This is a genomic window from Vallitalea sediminicola (assembly GCF_054408565.1).
This window is the reverse complement of the sequence record NZ_BTPT01000378.1, coordinates 1-317: the sequence shown is the minus strand read 5'-3', so window position 1 is coordinate 317 and position 317 is coordinate 1. Positions and strand designations below refer to the sequence as shown.

At 33.8% G+C, this 317-nt stretch carries 1 protein-coding gene; it reads right to left on the bottom strand.

Annotation, left to right across the window (positions count from 1 at the left end; genetic code table 11):
- The coding region (locus ACX6CF_RS27125; RefSeq protein WP_458788484.1) for a beta-ketoacyl synthase N-terminal-like domain-containing protein at positions 1-317 on the bottom strand (317 nt) is incomplete at both ends.

Genomic DNA, 317 nt, shown 5'->3' with positions numbered 1-317 from the left:
ATAAAGGATCAAAATCTGCAAAACCATCTATGAATCCTCCCCATTTACCATAGCTTTTATTATCTGCTACAGCTTTATTAATGTCAGATTGGAAAAATCCATCTAATTTCCACCGCTCTTCTGGAATAGTAGTAATACAATCTTTTCCATCCTTTAGGTTTTCCCAATATTCATCAAGGTTCTTAGCTTGTGGATATTTTCCGCTCATGCCTATTATGGCTATAGGTTCATGGTTGTTATCAACTTCCTTATGGTTAATACCTCTAGTGATTTCCTTATTCTTCTTTTCTATGAAATCATTAGATTGATTTGTTACC